At 61.8% G+C, this 24,842-nt stretch carries 20 protein-coding genes; 12 read left to right on the top strand and 8 right to left on the bottom strand.

What is annotated here, in order from left to right; translation table 11 throughout:
- Positions 1-71 precede the first annotated feature (71 nt).
- The 5 genes from ACOYNB_RS00310 to ACOYNB_RS00290 all read left to right on the top strand — a co-directional run bounded on the left by ACOYNB_RS00310 (position 72) and on the right by ACOYNB_RS00290 (position 5,644).
- Complete coding sequence (locus tag ACOYNB_RS00310; protein ID WP_422837119.1) at positions 72-353, top strand: hypothetical protein; 282 nt, start codon at positions 72-74, stop codon at positions 351-353.
- 202 nt (positions 354-555) lie between these two features.
- Complete coding sequence (locus ACOYNB_RS00305; RefSeq protein WP_422837118.1) at positions 556-918, top strand: metal-dependent hydrolase; 363 nt, start codon at positions 556-558, stop codon at positions 916-918.
- A gap of 49 nt (positions 919-967) precedes the next feature.
- A complete protein-coding gene (locus ACOYNB_RS00300) occupies positions 968-1,594 on the top strand; it encodes a hypothetical protein (RefSeq protein ID WP_422837117.1) in 627 nt (208 codons plus the stop codon).
- A gap of 46 nt (positions 1,595-1,640) precedes the next feature.
- Entirely contained in the window at positions 1,641-2,723 is a 1,083-nt protein-coding gene (locus tag ACOYNB_RS00295) for a hypothetical protein (protein WP_422837116.1), read from the top strand.
- A 224-nt stretch (positions 2,724-2,947) separates the two neighbouring features.
- Entirely contained in the window at positions 2,948-5,644 is a 2,697-nt protein-coding gene (locus ACOYNB_RS00290) for an AAA family ATPase (protein WP_422837115.1), read from the top strand.
- Between the two features lie 302 nt (positions 5,645-5,946).
- Here ACOYNB_RS00290 and ACOYNB_RS00285 read toward each other — a convergent pair whose 3' ends face one another.
- Positions 5,947-7,308 carry a DUF3443 family protein gene (locus tag ACOYNB_RS00285; protein ID WP_422837114.1) on the bottom strand — a complete coding sequence of 454 codons (1,362 nt, stop codon included), beginning with the start codon at positions 7,306-7,308 and terminating at the stop codon, positions 5,947-5,949.
- A 91-nt stretch (positions 7,309-7,399) separates the two neighbouring features.
- On the opposite strand from ACOYNB_RS00285, the gene ACOYNB_RS00280 reads away from it, so the two are divergent.
- Positions 7,400-7,540, top strand: coding sequence for a hypothetical protein (locus ACOYNB_RS00280; RefSeq protein ID WP_422837113.1), 141 nt, complete (start codon positions 7,400-7,402; stop codon positions 7,538-7,540).
- A 383-nt stretch (positions 7,541-7,923) separates the two neighbouring features.
- The gene (locus tag ACOYNB_RS00275; RefSeq protein WP_422837112.1) at positions 7,924-9,894 is read left to right on the top strand and encodes a methyl-accepting chemotaxis protein; all 1,971 of its coding nucleotides are present in this window, start codon (positions 7,924-7,926) and stop codon (positions 9,892-9,894) included.
- Here the strand turns inward: ACOYNB_RS00275 and ACOYNB_RS00270 are convergent.
- The 5 genes from ACOYNB_RS00270 to ACOYNB_RS00250 form a co-directional block, all read right to left on the bottom strand.
- Entirely contained in the window at positions 9,884-11,914 is a 2,031-nt protein-coding gene (locus ACOYNB_RS00270) for an ATP-binding protein (RefSeq protein ID WP_422837111.1), read from the bottom strand. The two genes, ACOYNB_RS00275 and ACOYNB_RS00270, sit on opposite strands and share 11 nt — an antisense overlap.
- Before the next feature lie 82 nt (positions 11,915-11,996).
- A complete protein-coding gene (locus tag ACOYNB_RS00265; RefSeq protein ID WP_422837437.1) occupies positions 11,997-12,269 on the bottom strand; it encodes an aminotransferase class I/II-fold pyridoxal phosphate-dependent enzyme in 273 nt (90 codons plus the stop codon).
- Positions 12,270-12,279: 10 nt separating this feature from the next.
- Positions 12,280-12,783: a hypothetical protein gene (locus ACOYNB_RS00260; RefSeq protein ID WP_422837110.1), complete on the bottom strand. Its 504-nt coding sequence runs from the start codon at positions 12,781-12,783 to the stop codon at positions 12,280-12,282.
- A 245-nt stretch (positions 12,784-13,028) separates the two neighbouring features.
- Positions 13,029-13,790 carry a TorF family putative porin gene (locus ACOYNB_RS00255; protein WP_422837109.1) on the bottom strand — a complete coding sequence of 254 codons (762 nt, stop codon included), beginning with the start codon at positions 13,788-13,790 and terminating at the stop codon, positions 13,029-13,031.
- Between the two features lie 113 nt (positions 13,791-13,903).
- Positions 13,904-14,881 carry an AraC family transcriptional regulator gene (locus tag ACOYNB_RS00250; RefSeq protein WP_422837108.1) on the bottom strand — a complete coding sequence of 326 codons (978 nt, stop codon included), beginning with the start codon at positions 14,879-14,881 and terminating at the stop codon, positions 13,904-13,906.
- 106 nt (positions 14,882-14,987) lie between these two features.
- On the opposite strand from ACOYNB_RS00250, the gene ACOYNB_RS00245 reads away from it, so the two are divergent.
- Genes ACOYNB_RS00245 through ACOYNB_RS00235 form a run of 3 tightly spaced genes read left to right on the top strand, consistent with a single transcriptional unit; the run spans position 14,988 to position 19,436 of the window.
- Positions 14,988-16,613, top strand: a complete 1,626-nt coding sequence (locus tag ACOYNB_RS00245; RefSeq protein ID WP_422837107.1) for an FAD-dependent oxidoreductase — start codon at positions 14,988-14,990, stop codon at positions 16,611-16,613.
- 7 nt (positions 16,614-16,620) lie between these two features.
- Positions 16,621-17,787, top strand: coding sequence for an L-lactate dehydrogenase (locus ACOYNB_RS00240; protein WP_422837436.1), 1,167 nt, complete (start codon positions 16,621-16,623; stop codon positions 17,785-17,787).
- Complete coding sequence (locus tag ACOYNB_RS00235; RefSeq protein ID WP_422837106.1) at positions 17,784-19,436, top strand: acetolactate synthase large subunit; 1,653 nt, start codon at positions 17,784-17,786, stop codon at positions 19,434-19,436. The genes ACOYNB_RS00240 and ACOYNB_RS00235 overlap by 4 nt, the downstream gene beginning before the upstream one ends.
- On the opposite strand, the gene ACOYNB_RS00230 is transcribed toward ACOYNB_RS00235, so the two are convergent.
- On the bottom strand, positions 19,414-20,364 hold the full coding sequence (locus tag ACOYNB_RS00230) for a class I SAM-dependent methyltransferase (protein WP_422837104.1): 951 nt from the start codon (positions 20,362-20,364) through the stop codon (positions 19,414-19,416). The two genes, ACOYNB_RS00235 and ACOYNB_RS00230, sit on opposite strands and share 23 nt — an antisense overlap.
- A gap of 64 nt (positions 20,365-20,428) precedes the next feature.
- On the opposite strand from ACOYNB_RS00230, the gene yghU reads away from it, so the two are divergent.
- The gene (yghU, locus tag ACOYNB_RS00225) at positions 20,429-21,295 is read left to right on the top strand and encodes a glutathione-dependent disulfide-bond oxidoreductase (RefSeq protein ID WP_422837103.1); all 867 of its coding nucleotides are present in this window, start codon (positions 20,429-20,431) and stop codon (positions 21,293-21,295) included.
- The gene (locus ACOYNB_RS00220) at positions 21,292-21,927 is read left to right on the top strand and encodes a glutathione S-transferase family protein (protein WP_422837101.1); all 636 of its coding nucleotides are present in this window, start codon (positions 21,292-21,294) and stop codon (positions 21,925-21,927) included. The genes yghU and ACOYNB_RS00220 overlap by 4 nt, the downstream gene beginning before the upstream one ends.
- Here ACOYNB_RS00220 and ACOYNB_RS00215 read toward each other — a convergent pair whose 3' ends face one another.
- The gene (locus tag ACOYNB_RS00215) at positions 21,928-24,705 is read right to left on the bottom strand and encodes a response regulator (protein ID WP_422837100.1); all 2,778 of its coding nucleotides are present in this window, start codon (positions 24,703-24,705) and stop codon (positions 21,928-21,930) included.
- Between the last annotated feature and the right edge of the window lie 137 nt (positions 24,706-24,842).

Raw genomic sequence — 24,842 nt, 5'->3', positions numbered from 1 at the left:
TGGCTCACTCTGTGAGCCACTGAGGTCGCAACAATGCACTCACGCTCGGGACAACTGCGGGCGAGGAGTGGATGATGAAGATCAATCTTGCACACCTGCGAGAACGCGCCCAGAGCGGTGGATGGATCAGTTTTGCTGTCTTCGACGCACGTTCGAATTCAGGTTCTGCCAGCGATAACTCAATGCTACTCGCACAGCTTGTCGCCCAGGCCCGTAGAAACTCATTGAATGTTGAGCAAGCGGCGCTGGCGTTCAGGTCTGGCGGCCGATTGCAGTTCTTTGGTAGCCCCTCTCTGGTCGACTATCTTTCAAAGCGTGGTGTTCCAGCTTGGACTCATCAATTGGATGTCTGACTCATTGCGTATGGGAGAAATTTGATATGGCAAAGAATGCACCAGTTGGCGACAACGCTCGCCGAGGCGCCGTGCGTGATCGTTCCCAGGTTTACAACCCGGTGACAGAAAACTGGACCAAGCGCGATAGCGATAGTGGCCGTTTCATTGACCAGAAGAAGGACGGTGAGCCCTTCAAAGGCGTACGCAAGGAGCCACGAAAATGAACGGTGGGGCTCATCGCTTGGTTGCGGGCGTCTCGATTGGCCTATTCATGGCGAACGAGGAAGAGAAGACGGGGAAACAGAGTTTCCGCCCAGTTGTGGGGGGGCTCGCTGGCGCTGCTTTCACTTGCCTTCCCGACGTGTTGGAGCCTGCCACATCCCCGAACCATCGACAGTTTTTTCATAGCCTGCTGTTTGCTGGCGTACTTGTGGGTGGGCTTGTGAAACTACACAAGTGGGAGGCTGAAAGTTCGTCAGAAAAATTCCTGAGAGGCTTGGGCATGATCGCTATTTCAGCCTATTTGATTCATCTGGCATTGGACGCAACCACCCCGAAATCATTACCGCTAGTTGGGGCGTAAGCGATATCTGATTACGAGCAAAGTTGGCAAGCAATGCCGGAGCTGTGCAATGAAAATGTCAATCGAAGTCGTGGATTTGCTTCAAGCAGCGCATAACGGCTACTTCAAAATACTGATGGAGAACTATCCGTCAGCTAATCGGGATGACACCCATACATTTGCAGCTTTTGGCCCTCCCGAGCTATGTGAGCTGGCAACGGAGGTTCATGCGTGCGCCATCGCATTGGGGAAGGAGGCGAGGGATAGGCTTCTCTACATAGGATTGGACGTGCTCTATCCCTTCGATAACCCGGTTGACTTATATAACTGGAGATCTCACGTCCTGGCCAAAAAAATCGATCATACGATTTATGCCTCAATAGCGATTCGCATTGATGGCGAATTGAAACGCTTAAGACGTGCGTTGGAGCTCGGAGGAATGCAAGCCTACGCAGGATTGGCTCCGGATGTTCTACTCGTATCAAAAGCAAGATACCAATCGCCAAGTGACGTTGAGCGGCCTAGTACAGACCGGGCGCAAGTGCCCTCGGTTACAACGGTCAATATCAATCATGTCAGCATGAAGCATCCTGGTGATGCTTCGGCAATTAACGATCTTGAAGCCCTGGAAAAGAAGACATCGGTTTGGTCTAATGTCTCAACCGTCATCAGTGTGTTGAAGTCGCTTTTTTTCTGAGGCGTACAGCAGTGACTCTGGTCTACTTCATGTGAGGATGGCATTCATGCGGAAGCTTTTTCAATCCGGCGGCGAACTTGGTGTCCAAGATCTGGGCGGTGATCGCTATGAAATGAATATTTCGGTCCCGCGGGATTCGGATGGCCGGATGGCCCGGGAGTGCCCAGATCACGAATGTTCGCCGGGCTATTTCAAGGTGACGCCGGGCACATGTATTACAGAAAACCACTTGCAAGCCTATTGTCCCTACTGCCGCCATTCAGCCGAGCCGAACAACTTCACGACGCAGGAGCAGCAGCGGTATGCGAAGGACCTTGTTATGCGCGAGGTTCAAAAGAATCTGAATGGCGTTATCAAAGACGCTCTTGGGTTAGGCGCCAATGGCAAGAGGAAATTTGGTGGTGGACTCATCTCGATGGAGATGAGTCTGAAAGAGTCACCGTTACCCCATGTGCGAAGGCCCTTCGAAGACGATGTGCGCCGGGATGTGATTTGTCCTCATTGCTCGCTCGATCAGACCGTCTTTGGCTTGGCGGTATGGTGCGCCGACTGTGGGACAGACATCTTTATGAGCCATATCAATGCAGAGGTTTCGGTCACTCGGCAGATGCTAGGAGATGTGCAGCGGCGCACTGAGATGTTGGGCAAGCGCGTGGCCGCAAAGGACTTGGAGAACTGCCTTGAGGATGGGGTATCCCTCTTCGAGGCCGCTATGCGGGCTTTGGTGCGCCGAGCCCTGATCGAAAGAGGCGGGGCTGCTGAGGATGTCGAACGTCAGCTTACGAAGCTCGGTAATGCGTTCCAGAATATTGGCCGAACTCGGCACCAGATGGCAGAGCTTTTTGCTGTAACCGTACCTGAGTATGGGGTCTGGGGCGTCCTGGCGACTGCCTTCGAGAAGCGTCATCCGATCACGCACAATTTAGGTGTGGTTGATCGCAAGTACTTGGAGCGGGCGAAGGCGGCAGAACGTCATGGGCGCGAAGTACGAATTGTGGCGACTGAGATTGAGCAGATGCTAGCCGCTCTCTATGAAGCCATCGCGTTTGTGCATGGAGCTCTCTTTCCTATGCACTTGCCAAGGTCGGACGATGCACAGGCAGAAGTAAATTCACATCAAGTCGAATGAACTTTTAGACCTGAGTCATAAATCGATTTCAGTTCCCAGAACAAAGCTCAGGTGACGCTCGTGGCTGAATCCACAATTGATGTTGGCCCATCTTAGATTCGAACCACGCCCGCCCTTTCACAAGAACATTACGGTGTGCTCTTGTGAAATGGGACACCCGTAGTAGGGTGCTCAGGCTTCGTGGCAACATTGCATCTCTAAGAGTACAAAGCCCAGGGGAAGCCATGTCAGTGGTTAGCGAAATTGCCGGTTGGACGGAAGGGCAACCCGACTGGATTTCGGATGCCGTACGCCGCGCGTTTGTCAATGGTCGCCTGGACGATGGAGATATCGCCGATCTGGCCGCCCTTTTAAAGGCCGCCTTTGGGCTACCGGATCCGCAGGGGCGAGCGCCAGTGCGGCTTGACCCGGCAACGCTCCCCACGGCAGTTGTCGACTCCCCGGCTGTCAGCCTACTTGCACTGCGCGCGCCCCAGAATCTGAATGCCATTGGCCATGGAGACGGCCTCACTTTTGAAGCCGAAGGTCTCACCATCGTCTACGGATACAACGGGGCAGGCAAGTCTGGCTATGCCCGAGCACTCAAGAAGGCTTGCCGCGCACGCAACACGGAGGGAATTCATCCGAACGTGTTCTCTGGCCAGCGACCAACAGGGCCTGCCAGCGCCCGGCTGGAGTGGCAGGTCGGTGATGAGAAAGAGGCCGCCGACTGGGTCGACAACGGTCAGCCCACCCCAGCGCCCCTTTCTCGTATAGCGGTCTTCGATAGCCTATGTGCTCGGGTCTTCATCGACGATCAAGCTGAGGTCGCCTTTGTGCCGTACGGCCTTGACGTTCTTCGACAGTTGGCGGGCGGTATGCAACGAGTCCAACGAGCGCTTGAAGCAGAGGCACAGGGCGCGCAGTTCAACTTCGCGAAGTTGGCCCCCCTTCAAGGCAGTCATGTTGTCGGTCAGTTCGTCAGCGCGCTGAAACCTTCAACCGACCCTATGCGAGCCGATGCACTTGCGGTACTGACTGAAGCCGAGCAAGAGGAGTACAAGGGCCTGGTCAAGCTCCTGCGGGAAGACGATCCAGCGAAGCAGGCTACCAGTCTGCGACGATTCGCAACCCGTGTCCAAGGACTGGAGATGGAGCTTGCCAGTCTTGCTAGTGCACTCGGTGACGAGCAAGTGGCCAAATTGACGCTCGCATTTGAGCAACTCAATGCTGCAGACGGAGCGATGAGGCTTGCGTCGCAAGCACTACAAGAAGGCGGTGCTGCCCTTACAGGCACCGGGACGGACCCCTGGCAAGTTCTCGTAGAAAGCGCCGTGGCATTTGCGGCCCAGCAAGCCTACCCAGAGCACCCCTTCCCTGGCCCTTCTGACGGATCGAAATGCGTGCTCTGCCAACAGCCTCTGTCACCGGAAGCGCATAAGCGACTGAAGAACTTCATTGCGTTCCTGCAAGCCGACACCCAGAAGTCTTTCTCGGAGCGCCGTACAACCGCTGGTCGTCTCTATAAGACGATTGCGGATGCCGACATCGACGCCGTTCCTTCGGACCAAGTCCTCCATGAGGAGCTGAAAGACCAAGTCCCTGCCCTTGCGGAGGCCATCACCACATATCTTCAGGCCCTGGTTGCGCGTAAGTCAGCCATCGTTGCAGCTGCGCCCGGAAGGACTGTGGGAGAAGTCGAGTTACTACCGTCCGCCCCTCTCGCGGAGCTCAAGTTGTATCGAGAGGGAAAGATTGAGCTCGCAGCGAAACTGGAGAAGTCGCTAACCCCCGAAGAACGCAAGGCCAAGACAGAGCGCCTGAATGACCTTGAAGCGAGACAGAAGCTGAGGGAGCACCTAGCGGCGGTGCATGAAGCCATCGCTGCAGCCAAGCGCCAGAAGACCTATGCCGACATGGCAAAGGCCTGCAATACTGCGGGTGTCACGAAGAAGATGAATGAGCTTTACGAGAAGGTGGTCACGGCAGAACTGCAGACAGCCCTCGTCCGAGAGTTTGAAGGCTTCGGTCTAAACCCAACGCTCGTAGGACTCGAGATGTCTGGCCAGCGAGGAGCTCGTATGCAGCAACTGCGTCTCTCGGCAGACGACCAGTTCGCAAAGCTGAAACCTTCCGGCGTGCTTAGCGAGGGGGAGCAGCGAGCAATTGCCTTGGCTTCTTTCCTAGCTGAAATCAGCATCGAACGCGCCCGCTCCGGCATTGTTTTTGACGACCCCGTTTCTTCGCTTGACCACGTACGACGGGAACGTATCGCCCAACGCCTTGCCTTGGAGGCAAAGGTCCGTCAGGTCGTTGTGTTCACGCATGACCTGGCCTTCGCCTTCTCGCTGAAGACTGCCGCTGAGAGCCATGGTGCAAAGCACGCTGAGCGCCATGTCTTCGCGGCTGGTGCCAGTAAGGGGCACAGCAGGGAGCACCTGCCATTCGAGGGGCAGAAGCTCCCGGCACGTGTCAACGACTTGCGCGGTGTAGTCAGCCGAGCCCGTAAGACCTTAGAAAAAGAACAGGACCATGACGGATACAACGACATGGTGCGGCAGGCCTACCGGCGGATGAGAGACACGTGGGAACTGCTTGTCGAGGATCTCCTGTTCAATGGTGCTGTGAAGCGATTCCGCCGCTCCGTGGATACCCTCAAGCTAAAAGCTGTAGTCGTCAATGACGAGGACGTCTCTGCGGTGTACCAAGGCATGACTCGCTGTTCGTTCTTCACCCATGACGGCGGGGACGAGGCTCCGCCGCCATTACCGAGCCCAGATGAGTTCTCTGTAGACGTCGAGTCACTCTACGCAGCGGTAGAGCGACTTAGTGCCCGACTAAAGGAAGTCGAGCAGCGCCGCAAGGTCGAAGGGCTCGCTGCCAATTTGGTGTCGACGGTTAGGGAAGATGCGCAGGCTGGCCGACAAGCGCCGCAGTCTTAACGCATAGTGGTCGCCAGAGTTTCACTCGAGGCCACTCTTCGCCTCAATCGGCCCATTCTGACTGCAGCGCTGCTTGGCCCTGTGGCCGACCTGTGTCCAGCTAAGAACTTGTCGCGCTAACTTTGGCGCGTTGTAGGTCAGTCGCGAGAACTTTGTCGCGATCCCCGAGGGGATTGTGTCGCGGGCGCAGCTAAGTCGTTGATTTAGGGGCAGCGTCTGTCGCGTAAACTGTGTCGCCCTACGTTTTTCGATAAAAAAGCAGGGCATTGCCCTGCTTTTTTGTTTGGGTACGAGTGGGTTGTTTAAGGCGTGTACGCCACCACCCCATAAGCCGATCCCATGGCTGTGCCCTGGCGCACCACATACACGGTGCGCCCGATGAAGAAGGGGAAGCCGAGGTCGAAGGTGGGGTCCACAGCGGTGGTGCTGCCTGTGACGGGCCCAGCCAGTCCGACGATGACGGCGGTGGAGCCAAGCTGGCCCATCAGCGCATCGATGTTGTTGAGCGGCATGCTGAAGGTGTTGCTGTGGCCACTGCCATCGGTATTCTTGGCGGTGATCGTGACGGCCGACGTGGGGCAATAAAAACCAGTGTTGTACGAGCAGTTGCCAATGCCGGCTGTGGAGTCGAAGAACAGGGCGTTGGAGCCGCTGTCAATGAAACCAGAACTGTAGGTCTGGCCGTTGTAGCTGATGGTGAACTGCCCGTATGGGTTCAGAACCAGTTGGGTGGCTGCTTCGGGCAGGCTCGGGACGCCAAAGGTCAAGGTGCCTTGCAGCTTGGAGGCGGTGACCCCTGTGACCGTCGGCATGGTGATGCTCACGCCGTTTGCATAGTCGCTGCTGAAATACAAACCCAGATGACCGGGTTGGTCCGTAAGCGGCACGGCCACGGACGTGCAAGTCCCAAGGCTCGTGCAGCTGAAATACTGGTTGTTGGCCGCAACGGTGTCACAGCCATCGCAATCACGATCGAAGGTGGACAAGCCCAGGATGGCATTGGCGCCCATCTCGCTGACGCTGTTCATGTTGCCGTTGGCGTTGCTACCAGAGCAGGATGCGGGAACGTGCGGGAAGGCCCCGCCACCTGCCCCGCCCAGTGAGGGGTTGGCAGAAGAGTAGCCCAGCATGTGGATGGGGACGCTGCGGGCCACCAGGCCTCCCACATAGACATCGGCCTTGTTGAGTGACCCCCACGTCCATCCCGATACGTATTGATAGCACTCGGCGACGGGTTTGCTGCCTGCACTGGTCTTGACGGCGGGCAGGGGCAAGCTTTGGTTGCCGAGCGCTTCGACGGCGACCCGCAAACCCGTCGAGCCGGTGTCGACCAGCACATGGTCGACGGTCACGCATTGGGTGGTGCTGCCCGGCACACACAAGGTGACCGTGACGTAAGGCTCGTTGACGACGTTGACTTGTGAGGGGTCCGGCCCGTTGTCGACGCAAATGGGGACGACGTTGGGTGAAGCCGCGTTGGTGGCCGCGCACTCGCTGACATCCTGCACGGTGAAGCCGCTGATGTCGGTGCTGCTGTTGGAGCCGTGGGCCGTGTTGACCGTGGGGGTGGCTGGCGCATCGCCTCCCCCGCCCCCTCCGCATGCGGACAGGGACAAGAGGATGATCAACCCGCTGATGACCTTGCGGATTTGGGCGCGTGACATGGCTTCTCCAACACGGTGCGATGTGCCATTTTGAAGCGAAGCCGACCGGCGGTGTGGGCGTCGTCAATCTGGGCGCACTAAGATGCGGGTCATGAAGTTGACCTACCTGTTCATTGTGATTTTGGCCAGCAGTACGCTGGGCATGTTGTCTACCCACAAGGGCTTGCGCACCGTGACGGCCGCGCTGTCGGCGGGGTGTGCGATTTATGGGTTGGCGAAGTTGTTGGGATGACCTGAATTTCAGCAATCTGGCGGTCGGGTGGAACTCGTGCCTCGTCCATCGACTCATCCTGAGTGCCCCTCTTTGAAAGGATGTTCCGGATGACCCAAAGTGTGCCGCTGATCTCGACGATTGCTTCTGGTCTGGGCCTGGCCCTGGTGGCGGCTGCCTTGAGTATTGCCTATGCTGCGACGACCTTGTTTGGTTGGCCCGTGGCATGAGTCGCCATGTGTTGGCTCAGTTCGGGAAGGTCGGCTGAACCCCGTCACGCACGGACAGGCCCTTGTGGCTTGAATCTTGCGAACCGTTGCGACAAAGAAGTAACAGGCACCCCTAAGGTGCGCTGTGGGTCCTGAGCGCAATCTGGCTGCGCTCAAGCAGTAACGGGATCGCAGATGGCTTGGACAGGTTCGCACAAAAACAGGGGAGAACACCTCCCCTCCTTCTTTCAACACCATGGCGTGATGGCGCCGGGCATTCGGGCGTTTCGGCGCATGGGGTTCCCGGCCAAGTCCATGTGGGTGTCGCTGGCTTTCATGCTGCCCATCGTGGTGTTGATGGCGTCGCTGTGGCTGTCGGCCACGCAGAACATCGCGTTCTCGGCCAAGGAGCGCCTGGGGGTGGTTTATGGCCGTACCCTGATGGTCGTGCTGGATGCGGCGCAGAACCGGCGTCGTGCGGCCACGGCACAGGCAGCGGATCTGGCAGAGGCGCAGACGCGTGTTCAGACGGCGCTCCAGTCGGTGTCGAGTGTGCAGCAAGCCTTGATTCGGGACTTGCCGGCTACCCTCAAGGCCTTGCAAGAGGTTCAGCGGTTGCATGCGGAATTGCTGGCACAGCCGGTCAAGGGCGATGCCAACCAGACCTTTGCTGCGCACACGGCCTTCATCGATGCCGTGCTGGCTCTGCTGCAGGACGTGACGGACCACTCAAACCTCACGCTGGATCCGGACGTCGACACTTACTATCTGATGGACTCCGCGCTGTTCAAGCAACCTCGATTGATTGAACAGATGGGCAAGATGCGAGGCCTGGGCAACAAGCTCATTGCATCGGGCGAGAAGAGCATGACCCAGCATGATCTGGTGTCGCGTGCTTACGCTTTTGCCATGGCCCATCAAGAAGGGGCTGAACAGGCGCTCAAGCGTGCCATCGAGGCCGATCCCAGCATTGCGCAGGAAGTGAACGTCGGCGGGACCCAGGAAGCCAGTCAGCGTTTTCTGGCGAGGGTGCTCCAGCAGGTGCTGGCACCCGTGCCGTCGGGTGATGCCAAAGCCTTTGTGGCCGCAGGCAACGAGGCGATCGCCCTGCACTACCAAAGCATTGATCGCATCCTGTCGGCGCTGGACAAGCGGCTGGCGGCACGGGTGAGCCAGTTGCAGCACACCTTGTGGACACAAGTGGGCATTGCGTTGGCGGGCATCACGCTGGCCATCTACATGCTGGTGGCCTTCTACCGCGTGACCCAAGGCGGCATTGCTGAGGTGGCGCGTCAGCTCACCGAGATTTCGCAGGGCAACCTCACGCTGGATCCGCGTCCGTGGGGGCGAGACGAGGTGGCCGAGTTGATGAACACCCTGGCTGCCACCTTGGGTGCTTTGCGTCGCATCGTCCACCAGGTGCGTGACAGCGCCGATGAAATCCAGACGGCCAGCCAGGAAGTGGCCATGGCATCGATGGACCTGTCTCGTCGCACCGATGAGACGGCCGCCCAGCTGCAACGGACCTCGGCGGCCATGACGCACATTGGGGAGACGGTGCAGCAGTCGGCCCAGAGAGCATCGGGCGCTTCGGACATCGTGGTGCTCAATGCACAAGTGGCCGAGCGAGGCGGTGCCGAAGTCGAGCAAGTGGTCAGCACCATGGCGCAGATCCGCAGTTCATCGGCGCGCATCGGCGAGATCATTGGCACCATTGACAGCATTGCGTTCCAGACCAACATCCTCGCGCTCAATGCGGCGGTGGAAGCCGCCCGTGCGGGGGAGCAAGGCCGGGGCTTTGCCGTGGTGGCCAGCGAAGTTCGCGCCCTGGCGCAGCGCTCGGCCGAGGCCGCGCGCGAGATCAAGGGCCTGATTGGCAACAGCGTGGACCATGTGGAGGATGGCGCCACGGTGGTGGGCCAGGCGGGCGCCACCATCCGTCAGATCGTGGCGCATGCGACCCAGGTCCGGCAATTGATCACCGAGATTGGCGATGGCACACGCACGCAGGCCAGCCGTGTGAGCGCGGTGGGTCAGGCGGTCTCGCAACTGGATGCCATGACGCAGCAAAACGCCACCCTGGTCGAGCAGACGGCTGCCGCAGCGGCCTCTTTGAACGACAACGCCTTGCGCCTGAACGAGGAAATGGCGTTCTTCAGGCTTTGATGCCGCTTTGCTGCACCCGTTCGGTGTGGGTGTCGATGCAAGCGAGCAGCGCATCGACATTCAGGGGCTTGGTCAGGTAACCGACGAAGCCGCTTTCCCGCGCCTTGTGGATCTGGTCCGGCATGGCATCCGCTGAAAACGCCACGCGAGGGATGTGGCTCAACTGGGGATCCTGTTGCAGCAGGGCTGCCAGTTCGAAGCCGGTCATGTCACCCAGGTGCATGTCGAGCAGGAACAAGTCGGGTCGGATGGCCCGAGCCATCGCGAGCGCATCGGCGCCGTTCGAGGCAATGTGCAGCTTGGCCTTGGGCCGCAGGCGCAATACCTGTCGGACGAGTTCGATGTTGACCTCGTTGTCTTCTGCATAGAGCACGGTCAGTTCAGCTTCGCCATGTGGTTCGCTGTCCTGTGAGCGGATCGCTGGGGATGCCGTGGCCGCGGCGGTCTGTTCAGCCATCGCTGCAGCGGGCGCCCAGGCAATGAAGGTGGCCCCACGGCCGGGTGGGCTGCGGACTTCGAGGCGGCCATTCATGGCCTCCATCAACTTGCGCACGATGACCAGACCAATGCCGGTGCCTTCCACGCCCGAGCGCTCCGCACCCAGTCGGTTGAAGGGCTCGAACAGGTGGGCCTGTTGCTCGGCCGTCAAGCCGGGGCCGGTGTCTTCGATGGCGATGGCCACCTGATCGCCATCGCGCCAGATGCGCGGGATGACATGGCCCTTGGGGCGGTTGTACTTGATGGCGTTGCTCAGCAAATTGACCAGCACCTGACGCAAGCGCATCGGGTCGATGCGAATGGCCGCATCGCTGCTGATTTGTGCCGGGCAAATGGCGATGCCGCTCTTGCTGGCCAGAGGGCCCACCAGATGACAGGCCTCGGACAGCAGGGTGGACGGACGACACGTGTCGGTGGACAGTGGCAGGTTGCCAGCCTCGATGCGAGACAGGTCAAGCACGTCACTGATGATGCCCAGCAGGTGTGAGCCCGCGTTTTCGATGAGCTTGACGTTTTGAAGCTGGTCGGCATTGAGGTGACCGGCCGAGCTCAAGCGCAGCAACTGGGCAAAGCCGATGACGGCATTGAGGGGCGTCCGCAACTCGTGGCTGACGCGTGAGAGAAATTCGTTCTTGGCTCGGTTGGCATCTTCGGCCACTTGGGCGGCCATGCGGGCTTCGAGCAAAGCCTTCTTGTCGGTGAGGTCGGCGGTGTGGCCGTACCAGACCACGCTGCCGTCTTCCTCGGTCACCGGGATGGCGTGTCCGCCGTAGACACGTAGGCCTTTGCTGGGCAGGATCACCCGGTACTCAAAGTCCACCGGACGCAGCTTGGCACCAGGCTTGGGGGCTTGAGCCAGTCGCTGGGCGTAGGCCAGATCGTCGGGGTGCACGCGGCTGTGGTGGGCGTAGTAATCGCGCTCCATCAGCTCGTGTGGCAGCTCGAACATTTCGATGGCGCGGTCGCTGATGTACTGGAAACGGGCGCGGCCATGGACATCGAACCCGATTTTGTGGATGAGGCCGGGTACGAACTTGCCCATGCTGCTGAGCAGGGCCTCGCGTTCGCGCAGCGCGTGTTCAGCGGCCTTGCGCTCGGTGATGTCTTCGACGGTGGCGACGAAATACAGCGGGTTGCCCAGTTCGTCGCGGGCCAGGGCAGTGGTCACCTGCGCCCAGACGGTGGTGCCATCCGGACGCTTGTAGCGTTTCTCGCGACGGTATTGCTGGCGCTTGCCGGACAGCAGGTCGGCGGTGGCGCAGGTGTCTCCGGTGATGTCGTCAGGGTGCGTGATGTCTAGCGCACGCAGGGTGAGCAAGGTGTGGGCGGGGTAGCCGAGGGTGCGGCACAGACTGTCGTTGACCTCCATGAAATGGCCATGGAGATCGATCAGGGCCTGGCCAGGTGCTGACAGCGTGAAGGCAGCCCGGTAGCGGGCCACTTGTGCACGCAGTTGTGCCAGCTCTGTGGCCGGGGTCGCGGCAGCAGCAAGTGCCTGATCTTGAAGGAAATCGGAATCCATCAAGGCATCTTAAGTTTTCGGACACGCCCTCACAACGCGTGGTGTCACCAGTGTCGCGCACCATGAACGTGCAAAAGTGACGCTATGTCAGGCTTTGCATGAAACGTGAGAGCCTTGTCATGCCCTCTTTCAGGTCGTCACGTGAAGCGGCATACGACAAACGAACATGCGTGGCGCCGGCGTGGGGGCCAAAGTCGTGCCCGGGGGGCAGTGCCACATGAGCCTCTTGCAGCGCGCGTTGGCAAAAGCGCATGGCGTCCATGCCGGTGGTGCTGACGTCGATGTAGACGTAGAAGGCGCCATCGGGCAGCACCGGCACGCTCAGCCCTGCCTGGGCGAGGCCTTCGAGCACCAGCGCACGGCGCTCAGCTCACCCGGCTGCGACCGTGCTTGTGACCGAACTGCGGTGTCTGACGCACGGCACGGTACATGTGCTTGTCCGTCACGCCGATGCCCTTGAGGAACTCGTCGCGCAGTTGCAGAACCGAGTCGATGTTGTCGTCGGAGGCCTCGATGAGGTAGCCCTCAATGCGCTGCAATTCTTCGATCTGGCTTTCCGAGAAGGTGGGCTTGGCCCAGTCGGGCAGCATGGTGCAGGACACGAAGCCCCAAGCCTTGGGCTGGTGATGCACGTCTTGTGAAAACAGCGACTGCGCCAGAGATTCCAGCACGCTGCTGTCGACATCCAGCGGGGTGCCATGTTCGATGACTTGCGCCGCCACGACGCGGGGCTCTGCCACGTCCATCACGACGCGCAGCAACACGGGCACACCATAAGCGTGCAAAGGATGCCGCCAGTGGCCTTCGACCAGCTGGACAGGGGCGACCAGCTGTTCGCAGTCTGAAGAGAGGTTGCCGAACCAGTTCATACGTCATCCTCCGGTAGAGCACCTGCAGCACAGGCTCATGTCACCATCATGCAGAAATTGGGCCAGTTTGGGCGTGGGGATTTCACGAAACACTCTGGCCGCGGGGTTTGTGCACAACAGTCATGCACGCGCCTTGAAAGCCTTGTATGCTGGCTCGCTCGCAAACAAAAAAGCCACCCGGCATGGCCAGGTGGCTTTTTGCTTGATCAACCCCCTGTGTGCCAGAGGCCGATGTCGTGCCGGGCTTAGAAGCCCTTCGTCACAGACAGCACGACGGAGGTTTTGCCGGCGTCTTTACCGCTACCGGTCAGGGCAAAGTCCTTTTTGCTGGTGCCGATCAGGGATGCACCCACCAGCCAGCCCTTCACGTCTTGGGTCACGCCAACGCGGTAGTCAGACACGCTGTTCGACACGAAGCCCAGGTCGGTGCCATTCTTCACGTACTGATAGCCATAGTGCGCGTTGACACTCAGGCCGTTGCCCAGATCCTGGGTGTAGCCCAGATCAACGTAGTAGTTACCGTCAGTCTTGACACTGGTGCCATCGCCGGCGCCGAAGAAGTTGGACAAACCGTAGGAGAACTTGGCCGCAAAAGCGCCATAGGACGCGCCGAAGTACAACTCGGTTTGGTGGTTTTGCTTGTCAGAGCCGTAGCTGGCGGTGTTGCCTGAAGGATAGGCGTAGTAGATACCGCCTACGTCCAGGTTCACATCGCCAACGGCGTACTTATAGCCACCGTAGAAGTCCATTTCCAGACTGGCGCCACGGTAGAGCGCTTGCTCGACGTTGGAGTTCCAGTTGCCAGCGTACAGGCCGGACGAGTGGGCCAGATCGAAGCCGCCTTGGAAAGCTGGGCGATAGTTGGTTTGGGTGAAGCCACGGAAGCGGTAGTCAGAGAACAAACCCGCGTTACCGGTAAACGTCCAGTCGGACTTGGCTTCTTCGGCGCATGCCACGCCGATCGAGCCCAGGGACAGCACAGCCAGTACGACAGCCTTGATATTCATGAATAACTCCAGGAAGTGACAAAAACAGAGAGGAAGGAAAACTTGTGGCTTCCTCTCTCGCAGCTTCTGTGCCACCTCTGGTGATTCGGCTTTGCACTGCAGTGGTGCGTGTGTCACCCCTGTTGACGCCACTGCCCGGGTGTCATGCCAGTCCAGCGCTGGAAGGCTCGGTAAAACGGACTGAGTTCGGCAAAGCCCAGGCTGTGCGCAACGTCGAGCATGGGGCGGTCGGTGCCGCTGAGCTGTTGCAGCGCCCAGTCGCGTCGCACTTGATCGAGGAGGTCAACGTAGCTGGTCTGGCAGGCTTGCAGGCGTCGCGCCAGCGTGCGTTCGGTGAGGCCGAAGGCCTGCGCCACGTCGACGCGTGTGGGCGGCGGTGGCCCCATGTGCGTGCTGATCCATTGGTAGACGGCCTGGTCGAAGGTTTGCCCCTGGGACAGGCTGTGGAGCTGCGCGGCCGCGTATTGCTCGTGCACCTGGGCCAATTGAGCGTTGGCCTGCGGCAATGGGTGGTCCAGAACCCGGTTGGGAATGAGCAGGCCGCTGTAGGCCTGGCTGAATTCAATGGGGCAGGCAAACACCTGCCGGTAGCCCGCCAGGGGGCCAATGCGCTCATGGCTGAAGCGGACGAGGCTGGGGCGGATGGGCTGATGGGTGATCCACTGCGTGGCGCTCACCACGGCGGCCAGCACGGCCTCGAGTTGATGGGGGCTGAAGGCCAGATTGCCTTGTCGCGGGTGATAGACCAGCCAGCTGGCATCGGCCCCGGCGAGCAGCTGGAAGCGACCGCCGTCGGACACGAGGGACTGGTACTTCTGGATGACCGTGAGCGCCTGTCGCAGTGATGCCGCCGACTGCAGGATGAAGCTGACAACGTTGAAACTGGCCGGACCGACCAAGGAGCCGGCTTTCAGGCCAAAGCCAGGGTCATGGGACAAGCGGGCGGCCGCCCGCCACAGCCGCGTGATGTGGTCAATCGGCCATCGTTCCCTCGTTAACTCCTCTTGTCGGATGCCGGCTGCTGCCAGTACCGTGGCGTCATCCAGACCTTGTCGGCGAGCCTCGCCCAAGACGGTCTGCACCCAACTCATTGAAACGGTGGCCTGCAAAGTCAATTGCGTTGTCCTTGTTGGTCAATGGTTGGGGATGATAAATCGATAACGTGGCAGCCACTTTGCTGAGTGAGGAAGGCGTCTCATGGCTTCGAGTTTGCGGACAGATGTGCTGGTGGTGGGCGGGGGCTTGGCGGGCATCGTCACGGCCCTGGAGTGCCTGCGTGCCGGGCAGCATGTGACGGTGGTGGACCGAGACACCCCCGAGCGTCTGGGCGGGCTGGCGCTGTGGGCCTTCGGGGGCATGGCCCTGGTGGGGACGCCCTTGCAGGCCCGCATGAAGATTCCAGACACGCCTGAGCGTGCCCTGCAGGACTGGCTGCGTTTTGGCGAGTTGGCGGCCGACGACACGTGGCCACGCCGCTGGGCCGAGTATTACGTGCAGCACTCGCGCACCGAGGTGTACGACTGGCTGGTGTCCCACGGACTCAAGTTCATGCCGGCGGTGAACTGGGTGGAGCGCGGGCGGTTCGGCAACGGCAACAGCGTGCCGCGCTATCACATCGTCTGGGGGACCTCACGCGAGCTGACGCGCTGCATGATCGCGGCCATGAAGGGCGCTGATCGGGGCGGGCGATTGCAAGTCTTGAGCGGGCACCGTGTGACGGAGTTGACCCGCACGGCGGGGGCCTTGTCGGGCGCCGTGGCCCGCAACGAGGCGACAGGGGCCGAAGTCCGCATCGATGCACCCGTGGTGGTGCTGGCCATGGGGGGCATCAATGGCTCGCACGCTGAAACCGTGGCGAACTGGCCTGTCCATCGCCCTCGCCCATCGGCCATGCTCAATGGCGCGCACCCCTTTGCCGATGGCGCCCTGCACCACCTGGTGGAAGACGAGTTGGGCGGGCAGATCACCCATGCTGGCGAGATGTGGAACTATGCCGCAGGCATCCCTCATCCACATCCGCACTTTGACGGGCATGGCCTGTCGCTGATTCCGTGCAAGTCCGCGCTGTGGTTGGATCATGCCGGTCGTCGAATCGGGCCTGAGCCCTTGGTCACGGGCTTTGACACCCATGAGTTGTGCCAGCGTGTGGCCGCGCAGGACAAGCCTTACACCTGGCAATTGATGAACTGGCGGATTGCGTCCAAGGAGTTCGCCATCTCGGGGGCGGAGCACAACCCACGTGTGCGTGACAAGCAGTTCGTGCGCTTTGTTTACGAGATGTTGACCAGCCATGATCGCCTGGTGCGGCAGATGCAGCGTGAGAGCAAGCACTTCCTGGTGGATGACACGCTGGAAGGGCTGGCGCGCCAGATGAATGCCCTGACACAGTCTCTGTACGGCACCCAGGATGTGCACCCGACGGTGCTGCAAGCCACAGCCGATGCCTTTGACGCCAACTTTGCCAACGGCAGCAAGCTTCACAACGACGATCAGATCCGTCGCATCCTGCATGCGCGTCAATGGGGGCCGGACAAGTTGCGGACCTGTGATCCTGCGCCTTTGCAGATGAAGGGGGCAGGCCCCTACATCGCCATCCACATGCAGCTGATCACGCGCAAGAGCCTGGGTGGTTTGCAGACCGACCTGCAAAGCCGCGTGCTCGACCGTGCGGGGCAGCCGGTGTCGGGGCTGTATTGCGTGGGCGAAGCGGCCGGCTTCGGGGGCGGCGGGGCCAGCGGCAAGCGTTCGCTGGAGGGGACCTTCCTGCCTGGCTGCATCCTGACCGCCCGTGCCGCCGCCCGCGACATCGGGTCGACGCGGTGAGCGCGTGATGATGCGCACCTTGTCGTATCCCGCCACAGCCGGTGACTACCGCGTGCTGGCCCAGCGGCGCTTGCCGGGCTTCCTGTTCGATTACATCGATGGCGGTGCCACCGACGAACAGACCCTCCAGGCCAATGTGGCCGACTGGGCCCAAGTGCCCTTGCGTCAACGTGTGCTGGTCAATGTGGACGGTGTGGACACCTCATCGACCTTGGCGGGGCAAGCGTGCCGACTGCCTGTGGCGTTGGCTCCCGTGGGCCTGGCCGGGATGATGGCGCGGCGCGGCGAAGTGCAGGCTGCCCGTGCGGCGCAGTCTGTCGGCGTGCCCTTCACCTTGTCCACCGTGGGCATCTGTCCCTTGCACGAAGTGGTCACTGCCACGAGCCAGCCCGTGTGGTTTCAGCTCTACATGATCCGAGACCGGGGCATCGTCCAGACCCTGTTGCAGCGCGCTTGGGAGGCGGGCTGCCGCACGCTGGTGTTCACCGTGGACCTGCCTTTGACGGGCATGCGTCACCGCGATACGCGCAACGGTTTGTCCGCCGGAGGGATGAAGGCCGCCCTCATCAAGGCCCACGGCGTGCTGTCACATCCGCACTGGTTATGGGATGTGGCGATGCGGGGCCAGCCCCTGAGCTTCGGCAACCTGACCGATCAGGTACCCGGTGCACGCGACATGGACGCCTTCAAGGCGTGGGTAGACAGCCAGTTTGATCCCCGCGTGACGTGGGATGACATCGCCTGGCTGCGAGATCGGTGGCCGGGCACCTTGCTGCTCAAAGGCATTCTGGATGTGGCCGATGCGCAGGCTGCCGTTCGCGCAGGCGTGCAAGGGCTGATCGTGTCCAACCATGGCGGCCGCCAGCTGGATGGCGTGATGTCGACCGCGGCCAAGCTGCCCGCCATCGTGCAGGCGGTGGGCGCACAGACCGAGGTGCTGGTCGATGGCGGCATTCGCAGCGGCGTGGATGTGTTTCGTGCGCTGGCGCTGGGCGCCAAGGGCGTACTGATTGGGCGTCCCTGGATCTGGGCGCTGGCCGCCGCCGGGGAAGCCGGCGTGCAGGACCTGTTGACACGCTGGCAGCGCGAGCTGCTGCTGGCCATGACTTTGGCGGGGGTGCGGTCTGTGGCCGACATCCAGCCTTCTCACTTGGAAACGAGGAACTCACCATGAACGGTGCACAAGCTTTGATGAAGACCCTGGTGGATGCCGGGATCCGTGTGTGTTTCAGCAACCCCGGCACCTCGGAGATGCACTTTGTGGCCGCGCTGGACAACGAGCCCAGCATGCGTGCGGTGCTGACTTTGTTTGAAGGCGTCGCCACCGGGGCGGCCGATGGCTATGCCCGCATGGCCGACAAGCCGGCGGCGACCCTGCTGCACCTGGGCTGCGGGTTGGGCAATGGCCTGGCCAACCTGCACAACGCACGCAAGGGCAAGGTGCCCATCGTCAACATCGTGGGCGACCATGCGACCTACCATGTTCAGTACGACGCGCAACTGCAGTCCGACATCGAAACCGTGGCGCGCAATGTGTCGAAGTGGGTGAAAACGTCGCAGAGCACCGACACGCTGTGCCGCGATGCCGTCGATGCCGTGGTGGCGGCCATGGGGCCCGAGGGCCAGGTGGCGACCTTGATCCTGCCGGCCGATGTGTCATGGGGCGAAGGTGGGATGCCGGCCAAGTTGCCGGTCTTGCCCTCGCCACCCAAGGCGAGTGACGACACGGTGGCCGCCATTGCGCGCGCCTTGCAAAGTGGAGGAAAGACCGCCATCTTGCTGGGTGGACGCTCATTGCGTGAGCCTGCGCTGATGGCCGCAGGCCGCATCGCGGCCAAGACCGGGACCAAGCTGTATGCCGAGGTGTTTCCGACCCGCATCGAGCGGGGAGCAGGCTTGCCGCATGTGGAGCGCATTGCCTATCTGGCCGAGCTGGCCTCGGTGCAGTTGGCGGGGCTGGATCACCTGATTCTGGTCGATGCCAAGGCGCCGGTGTCCTTTTTCGCCTACCCCGGCAAGAAGAGCTACCTGGTGCCTGACGGCTGCCAGGTTCACACCCTGGCGGGCTTCCAGGACGATGCCGAAGGCAGCTTGCGCAAGCTGGTACAGCACCTGGGCGCAGCGTCCTTGTCGCCGGCCTTGCAAGAGGCGGTGCGCCCGGATCGTCCGCGCGGCAAGCTGACGGCTGAAAAGGTGTGCAAGGCGGTGGGGGCCCTGTTGCCCGAGCACGCCATCATCGTGGATGAAGCGCAAACCTCGGGTGTGATGCTGCCGAGCTTCACGCGGGGGGCGCCTCGCCATGATGTGTTGACCCTGACAGGTGGGGCCATTGGTCAGGGCTTGCCGACGGCGGTGGGCGCGGCCATTGCCTGCCCGGATCGACCTGTGGTGGCCTTGAGCGGGGATGGCTCGGCGATGTACACGATTCAGGCGCTGTGGACCATGGCGCGTGAAAAGTTGAATGTGACCAACATCATCTTCAACAACAAGTCCTACGCCATTCTGAATGTGGAACTGCAGCGCGTGGGGGCCGCAGGCAAGGGGGACAAGGCGCGTTCACAACTGGACTTGGGCAGTCCGGGGCTGGACTTCGTTCAGATGGGCAACAGCATGGGGGTGCATTCGGTGCGCGCCACCACCACCGAAGAGTTTGTGGCGGCCCTGGAGTACGCCTTGCGCACCCCCGGTCCGCACCTCATCGAAGCCGTGGTGCCCAATGCCTTTGCCGGGCTCAAGCTCAAATTGCTGCCGCATGTGCTGAGCTCGCTGGCCAGCTTGCCGCAGCCGATTGCGCGGGCGCTCAAGCGCAAGGTGGCGCCGTGACGGCCTGATAGACCAGCACCTTCAGGGCCCGATCCGGGGTGGCATCGGCAAAGGCCTCGGGGTTGCGCAGGCGGGTCACGTAGCGCAGGTTGGGCGCTTCGATGGCCATCTGGTCCATCAGAAAGTCGGGGCCCAGCTTGGGTGAGTTCAGGCACAGCAGGGCGTGGCCGCCTGGGGCGAGCAGGTCCGGCAGGCGGCGCATCAGCCGGGCATAGTCCTTCTCGGCGATGAAGCTGCCTTTTTGATAGGCCGGTGGGTCCATGATGACGAGGTCATACGGGCCGAGGCGGTTGATCTTGCCCCAGGAGTTGAAGATGTCGTGTGCCAGAAAGGTGGCCCCGTCTTGCACGCCGTTGAGTTGGTGGTTCTGACGCCCGATCGACAGGGGCCCGCTGGCCATGTCGACATTGATGACCTGGCTGGCGCCACCTTGCAGGGCGGCCACCGAAAAGGCACAGGTGTAGGCAAACAGGTTGAGCACCTTGAACGACGACGCGGTCGTGCGGTGGGCCGCCACGTGTTCACGCACCCAGCGGCGGCCCTCGGCCATGTCGAGAAACAGCCCGTGATTGAAGCCACGCAGCAGGTGAACGTTGAACCGGCTGCCGTGCTCGGTCATGGTGTGCGGTTCGGGGACGGTGCCCTGGCGCAGTTCGGTGTGGGCGCGCACCTCGTCGCGGTGCTGGAAGACCAGGTTCAGCGGCTCACCGGGGCACAACTGTGCCCAGCGTGCCTGCAGCGCGGCTTCGATGGGCGCCAGTTCGTCGGGGCTCACCGCCTGGTAGCTCGTGAGCAGGCAGACCGGGGGGTACAGGTCGAGGGTCCATTGCTCGCAACCCGGATGGCGGCCGCCCCGACCATGGAACACCCGCTGCGCATCGGTGGACAGCGTCATGTGGGCAATGGCGTCGAGCAGGGCTTGAAACATGCGAATGTCTGATACTGAGTACGAAAAAAATGGGCGCAGCATGCGCCGCCTTGAAGGAGCACACATGAGCGACCCGCAAGACTACACCCCACCCGCCGTCTGGACCTGGACGCCAGGCAGCGGCGGCAAGTTTGCCAACATCAATCGCCCGGTGGCCGGGCCGACGCACGAGAAGGCCTTGCCGGTGGGGCGGCACCCTTTGCAGCTGTACTCGCTGGGCACGCCCAATGGCGTGAAAGTGACGGTGATGCTGGAAGAGTTGCTGGCCTTGGGCCACAGCGGGGCCGAGTACGACGCCTGGATCATTCCGATCAACGAAGGCGCCCAGTTCGGTTCGGGCTTTGTCGAGGTCAATCCCAACTCCAAGATTCCGGCGCTGATGGACCGCAGCGGACCCGAGCCCATCCGGGTGTTCGAGTCGGGCGCCATCCTCACCTACCTGGCCGAAAAGTTCGGGGCGTTCTTGCCCACGGCGCCGGCCCAGCGGGCCGAGTGCCTGTCGTGGTTGTTCTGGCAGATGGGCAGTGCGCCTTTTCTGGGCGGGGGCTTCGGGCACTTCTATGCCTATGCACCCGTCAAGATCGAGTACGCCATCGACCGCTATGCCATGGAGGTGAAGCGTCAGATGGACGTGCTCAACCGCCATCTGGCCGAGCGCCGCTACATGGTGGGCGACGACTACACGATTGCCGACATGGCCATCTGGCCTTGGTACGGGGCCCTGGCCAAAGGCCAGTTGTACGAGGCCGGCGAGTTTCTGCAGGTGCAGGACTACACCCACGTCATCCGCTGGGCAGACGAGATTGCCCAGCGCCCGGCGGTCAAGCGGGGACGCAAGGTCAATCGGGCTTGGGGCGATCCGGCCAGCCAGTTGCTCGAGCGGCATGACGCTTCCGACTTTGACACCCGCACACAGGACAAGCTCGCATGACCATCACGCTGTATGACTGCGCGACCGCGCCCAGCCCCCGCCGCGCCCGCATCCTGCTGGCCGAAAAGGGCGTGCCTTATGAGACGGTGCAGGTGGACCTGCGCACGGGCGAGCAGATGAGCGACGCGTTTCGGGCCATCAACCCGCAATGCACCGTGCCGGCCTTGCGCACGGACGAGGGCGTGGTGCTGACCGACAACGCCTCGATTGCCGCCTACCTGGACGCACAGTTTCCCGAGCCGCCGCTGATGGGCGTGACCCCGCTGGAAAAGGCCGAAGTGGCCTATTGGTCTTGGAAGATGGAGTTCGAGGGCTTGCTGGCGGTGGCCGAAGCGTTTCGTAATGGCAACCCCGCGATGGCCAACCGTGCCCTGCCCGGTCCGGTGAACTACCCGCAGATTCCGGCGCTGGCGGAGCGGGGTCTGCAACGTGTGCAGACTTTCTTCGATGATCTGGATGCCCGCCTGGCGGGGCGAGACTACATCGCCACGGACCGCCTGACGGTGGCCGATGTCACCGCTGTGGTGGCCGTGGACTTCGCCCGGGTGGTCAAGGTCAAACTGACCGAGGCCCACCCGAACCTGATGCGCTGGCGCGCACGCTTGGCCGAGCGTCCGTCGATGGCGCCGTGATCAGCGTGACAGCCAGTTGAGCAAGGTGCGGTAAAGCATGTCGGGATCCACGGGCTTGGCGATGAAGTCGTCCATGCCCGCATCCAGACAATGGGTCTTGTCTTCCACGAAGGCGTTGGCCGTCATGGCGATGATGGGCACCGCGTGGCCGCCGGGGAGTGCCCGGATCTGGCGCGTGGCCTCGTAGCCGTCCAGCACCGGCATCTGAACGTCCATCAGGATGGCGTCATAGCGTGTCTGGCTGGCCCGCTCGACGGCCTTTTGACCGTTTTCGGCCACGTCGATGCGCAGGCCCGTGTCGGCCAGCAAGTCCAGGGTCATCTCCCGGTTGATGGGCTCGTCTTCCACCAGCAGGATGGGGCGATCGCGGTGCTGGGTGGCCAGCATCCGTTCAGGGGATGTGCTGGACTGCCCGGCGAGACCAGGGTGCACGCGTGCGGCGCCCTTTTTCAGTCGCACGTTCATCCAGAAGTTGCTGCCCTGGCCGACCGTGCTGCGCACGCCGACGTCGCCCCCCATCATTTCAGCAAAGCTCTTGGAGATGGCCAGACCCAGGCCTGTGCCGCCGTACTGCCGGGTGCTGGTGCCGTCGGCCTGCACGAAGGCCGAGAACAGGTTGGGCAGTACCTCGGGGGCGATGCCGATGCCGGTGTCCTCGACTTCCAGGTGAACCAGTACGTCGGTGGCTGTTTCGCTTTGCACGTGCGCGCGCAGGGTGACCCGGCCCTGATGCGTGAACTTGACCGCGTTGGTGGCGAAGTTGAGTAAGGCCTGTTGCAGTCGGCCGGGGTCCCCGCGCAGCGGGTGCGGCATGGGGCGTGTTTCCACGACCAGATCGACGTGCTTGGCCTGAGCCCGGTCCACCAGTATGGAGGCCACATTGGCCACGATGCTGGCCACATTCACATCGGTGTCTGCCAGTTCGAACTTGCCCGCCTCGATCTTGGCCAGATCGAGGATGGCATTGATGATTTCGAGCAGGTGTTGACCCGCGATGTCGATCTTGCTCAGGCGTTCGGCTTGTTCCGGTGTGACACCCGAGCGTCGCACCAGATAGGCCATGCCCAGGATGGCGTTGAGCGGGGTGCGGATCTCGTGCGACATGTTGGCGAGGAACTCGCTCTTGACGCGGACCAGGCGCTCGGCCTCGGCTAGGGCGCGGCTGCGCGCCTCGTCGGCCAGCTTGCGCTGACGGGTGTCGACAAAGCTGACCACCGCGCCGACGATCTCGCCATCTCGCACCATGGGGCGTGTGGCCGACGCGACAGGCAAGGGGCTGCCATCGGCACACCAGAAGGTGTCGTCGTCATTGCTCACTGCCGCGCCGCGGTGCAGGGCCAGCAGCATGGGACAGGACTCGGCCGGGAAGTGGGTGCCATCGGCGTGCGTGTGGTGCAGCGTGGCATGCACGGGGCGGCCGATCAGTTGGGTTTTGGTGTAACCCAGCATCTGGCAGGCTGCATCGTTGATGAAGGTGAGGCACCCATCGGTGTCGATGCCGTACAGGCCGCTGGCCGAGGCGTCGAGCAACAAGCGGCTGTAGGCCTCGGCAGCCTGGAGCTCGGCGGTGCGCTGGGTCACCAGCTTTTCGAGATGCTCGCGATGCTGGGCCAGTTCGGCTTCGGCCAGCTTGCGCGCGGAAATGTCTTCGAACACCACCACGGCACCGACCACGTCTCCGCCCTCTTGCACGCGTGCGGTGTAGTAGGACACGGGGAAGGCGGTGCCATCCCGGCGCCAGAAGCAGTCGTCGGGCACATGGCGGGGCTGACCGTCGTGCAGCGTGAGGTGGGTGGGGCAGCCCTCTACGGGGAAGGGGCTGCCGTCGGCATGCGCATAGTGGGTCAGTCCGTGCATGGGCTGGCCCAGCAGATCGGCCGCATCGCAACGGAACATGGACAAGGCAGCAGGATTGATGAAGGTCACCAGCCCGTGTTGGTCCACCCCAAAAATGCCTTCGGCCACCGATTCCAGCAGCAGGCGGTTGTGCCGACCCAGTTGCTCCAGGCGAGCCCGGGCGGCTTCGGTCTTGTCCAGCGCGTTGTTCAGGTGCTCTGCGCGCTCAACATGGAACACGCGCAAGATGAAAGTCACCGCCACGGCAATGATCACGGCGCAGCCAGCGCGGAACCACTGCACGGGCACCCCTGTGGCGGCCTGGAAGGTGTCTTGATTGACGTGAGCGGGCAAGCCCCAGTCGGCGGCAGGGACGATCCATCCACCCAACAGGGCGTAGGCCACAAAGGCGAGGCCAGCGGACACACAGCCTCGCCAGATGATGCGGAAGTCCTCGGATTCCAGTGAGGGCTGGATGCGATGGTGGCAGTAGGTCAGAAAGCCCACGCCCGTGATGAGCGAGGCGGTGCTGCCATAGACATAGCGTGACCAGATGGCCAGATCACGCGCGTGCACGCTGCCCCATGCGGGTCCGACGACCACGGCGGACAAGAGCAGCAGGTGCATCCAGGGGGACAGGGCGCCGCGCACCACCGCGGACGGGCTGGGCAGGGCTTCTTTCAGCAGGCGACGCCCGAACTCGTACAGCGCGACGTAAGAACCCAGCAGCAGATAGGGACGCGCCAGGGTGAGCCACGCCGGATCGCCACGCACCACCCGCCACAGATCGGTCCACTCAAGGATGCCGTGGGCAAACGCAAAGGCGGTCAGCCAGGGCAGGAGTCGGGCCAGGGCAAAACGACTGTCTTGTCGGGGCCAGATGACGAGCACCACACCCAGCAACAAGAAGGCCAGTCCATAGAAAAGAAAGACGATGTCCATGAGCGATGCGGCGACTTTGTCGATCCGACGCTGTAGACGTCTTGTCCGCGGTCCGTCAATCGATCAGTGCGTCTTCATTCTATGAGTTGGCATGTCATGGGCGGTGGGGGGCAGATCAGAAATGTGCGCTTTTGCAT

The sequence above is a fragment of the Aquabacterium sp. genome (assembly GCF_049317225.1).
Taxonomy (GTDB): domain Bacteria; phylum Pseudomonadota; class Gammaproteobacteria; order Burkholderiales; family Burkholderiaceae_C; genus Aquabacterium.
This window is presented reverse-complemented; position numbering and strand designations above follow the sequence as displayed.